At 58.0% G+C, this 3,530-nt stretch carries 1 protein-coding gene; it reads right to left on the bottom strand.

Features of this window, described 5'->3' with window-relative positions; all coding sequences use genetic code 11:
* Positions 1-232: 232 nt before the first annotated feature.
* Positions 233-3,530: ATP-binding protein (locus FEM54_RS27930; protein ID WP_138453793.1), on the bottom strand; the 3,298-nt coding region annotated here is incomplete at its 5' end.

Raw genomic sequence — 3,530 nt, 5'->3', positions numbered from 1 at the left:
GCAGGTGTATTCAGGTCATCCATGACGCATATTCATTAACGTTGCGGGTGCGTTGCTTGGGCAACGTCAATGAAAGATGGGGTCGCTCCCTAGCGGATTCGGTAGACGAGAGGTCATCTCTGTTCTTTGAGCCGAAATTATCCGGGGATTTTCCTGACCGAAATGTAGGAAATTTCCCGGAGAGCAATTTAGGTCAGAGACCTCACAGTCCTGTCTCCCCGCCCCAAATCAGTCAGTCAACGGATTGGGCGATCCGTTGTGTCAACACCTGCGTTAGCGCGTCCATCGTTTGGTGCAGCGCATCCACTGATTGGGTCAAACGCGCGGCGTCGTGCCCGTCGCAATCTATCTGCAACTGCTCGCAACAGTGAATCAAGCGCTTTGCCTTGACGATGCGCGCGCCACCCTTGACCCGATGGGCCAGGTCGGCCAGCCCGGTCAGGTCGTTCTGGCTGAAGAGTTTGAGCAACCGTACTTGATCCTCCTCGTTACTGCTGAGCAGGTCTTGCAACAAGCTGCGGATTGACGCCTGATCCCCGTAGGTCAGTTGCTCAAGGCTGACCAGGTCGATCTCGTCGTCCAAGTGCGTCACGTCATCGTTATCGGGCATTGGTTCAAATGACGACTCAACCCCCGACAAGCGTGCGGCCAGATCCTTCATGCTGATGGGTTTGAACAGGCAGTCATCCATGCCCGCAGCAAGACAGCGGTCGACCTCGTCGGGTTGCGCGTTGGCGGTAAAGCCAAGGATCAGACACGGCGGCTTGCCCGAGGCAGCCTCGTCGTCACGGATCGCCTTGGCCAGTTCATAGCCATTCATCACTGGCATATTGCAGTCGGTGATCACCACATCGAAGGGATGGCTGCGCCAGGTGCGCAAGCCGTGGGCGCCATCCTGCTCGTCTTTGACGCTGTGTCCCAGATAGCTCAGTTGTTGCAGCAGCAACAAGCGGTTGGCGGGGTAGTCATCAACCACCAGAATGTTCAACTCACTGGCAGGCAACAGCTCGGCGGGTTCAGGCTGGCTGCGGGGCAATGGAGCCAGGATGGGTAACGTCAACAGCACCTCGGTTTGCGTGCCAAGACCTGGCACACTGCTCAGCTTCAACTCGCCGTCCATCATCGTGCATAACGTACGGCTGATGGTCAGCCCCAACCCCGATCCGCCGACAGTCAACTGGCTCTGACTGCCAACCTGAGTGAAGGGCGCAAACAGTTTCAACTGGTCTTCGGCGCTGATGCCGATGCCAGTATCGCGTACGCGCAACTGAATACTCATCTGCTGATTTTCTTCGTCGAGTGTCGCCTTGACGCTGACCAGCACCTCGCCTTTCTCGGTAAATTTGATTGCATTGCTCAGCAGGTTTGCCAGCACCTGCTTGAACCGAAGCGGGTCGATCAACACCTCACGGTTGGCACGCTCATCGAACTCCAGAACCAACGGCAGTTGCTTTAGCCGAGCACTGGCGGCCTGCACCCGCACCACCTCCTCCACCATCTCCTTGAAGGCAGCCCTCTGTGGGGTCAAGGTCAGACGCCCGGATTCGATGCGCGCCACATCCAGGATGTCGCCAATCAGCTCCAGCAACGCCCGTGCGGCGCTGGAGGCCACTTCAATGGCAAACCGGTCGAGAATGCCTTGATCAGCCTTTTTCATCGCCAATTCCAGCATTCCGACCACGGCGTTTATCGGCGTGCGCAGCTCATGGCTCATGGTTGCCAGGAACGTGGTCTTCGCCCGGTTGGCGCCATCGGCCTCGTGCTTGGCTTCCTTGAGTTCGCTGAGCAAGCGTGCGCGCTCACTGATATCGATCCACCCGGCAATGATGCCTTTGACTTCACCGCTGCTATCGCGAAACGGCAGGATCCAGTGATAGGCATCAATCGTCTGCCCGTCGGCCAGCACCAACTGACGGTCCTGAATCTGCTCCTGGCCGGCCTCCATCACCTCGCGGTATTGTTGCTCGAACGCATGGGCGTCAGATGGCGCAATGCCCACGGCCCCTGCGATTGCAGTACCCATCGCTTGTTCTTCGGTACGTCCAACCGCCTCCAGGTAACGGGTATTGCACAGCAGCATTCGGGCTTGCCGGTCTCGAACGTAGATGGGGTGCGGCAAGCCGTCAATCAGGACGTGCAGGAAGTCCATCTGCTCCTTCAATGCTTGTTCGGCAGCGGCCCGTCGCTGAATCAGGCGGCGCAGGTAAATGATCCAGCCCGCCGCAGCGAGCAACAGGCCTATCGCCACTGCCAGCCATTTGAGAAAAGCTCGCTGGCTGGCCTGGGTACCGCGATTGTCCAGCATGACTTCGCCACGCCAGCGATCGGACAGGTCGTCGAGCTCCTCGCGGGAAAAACTGCGCAGTGTTTTGTCGAGGATGGAGTGAAGCTCAAAAGACCTGCGATCAGTGGCCAATCGCAATTGAGCCGGGTGTTCACCACCCATCGTACGCGTGATGCGCAACCGGTCACGGTAGAACGTGGATATCATATACCGCGAAGCCAGCAGGATGCTGAGCGTGGCATCCGCCTTGTTTTGTGCAACCAGCGCCATCTGGTCAGCACGGCTGCCGGCCTCCATCAGCGTAATGTCCGGGTAATTCTGGCGAACATAGGCGGCCCAATAGCTGCCGGGACTGACGACCAGGCGCTTGCCTGACATCTCTTCCAGGCTTTTGGGCTCTGCCTCGCCAACACGGCTGACAAATACATCTGGGTTGGTCATGTACGGCCGGGTATAGCGCAGCTCCCCCAGACGCTGGTCATGCTGGAACGTGGGCGAAAAATCAGCCTTGCCTTTGCTCAACAGGTCAGCCTGCTCATCAAACGAGCCAGCACGAACCACCTCGAACTGTAGGTGGGTTCGCTGGCTGATTTTCTCCAACAGGTCGGCATTGAGGCCACGCAGCAGGTCATTTTGATCAAAAAAGGTCAATGGCGGGTTGCCATCAATCAACGCCACCCGCAGTTTAGGATGCTCTGCCAGCCATTGTTCCTCTTGCGGGGTAAAGCCAAGGTCAAAGCCCTCTGCGGCTGTGGAGCGCAACCTCCAGCGCCGCGCAATCGACTGCTTCTCGGCAGCGGGAATCGCGTTCAGCGCCTGATTGAGCACTCGCAGCAACTGCTTGTTGTCGGCATTCAAGACAAAACCGACACCGCTGACCTTTTTATCAACTGACGGCCTCAGATGCAGATCGGTGTAGAAATTTTGCCCAATCAGATAGCTGGATGTGATCCCCGCGCCCACGAATGCATCCGCCTGACCAAAGGCAACCGCACTGATACCCTCCAGCGCCGAGGGGTAGAGTTCGATCTTTGCTTTTGGATAAAGCGCCTGGATAGCGGAAGGCTCAACGTAGTATTTGGACATGGCCAGCCGCTCGCCGGCAAGGTCTTGCTGCACATCGCCGACCGAGCCGCGATGGGTTGCCAGCATCATCTGATCGAGGATGTAGGCACGCGACATGACCAACCCTGCTTGCGCGGTTTCATACTCCCGGGCGGAGCCCAGCAAGTCCAGCTCACCAGCC

The sequence above is a fragment of the Pseudomonas edaphica genome (genome assembly GCF_005863185.1).
GTDB lineage: Bacteria > Pseudomonadota > Gammaproteobacteria > Pseudomonadales > Pseudomonadaceae > Aquipseudomonas > Aquipseudomonas edaphica.
Note: the sequence above shows the minus strand (reverse complement) of the source record. Positions and strands in the feature narration are given on the sequence as shown.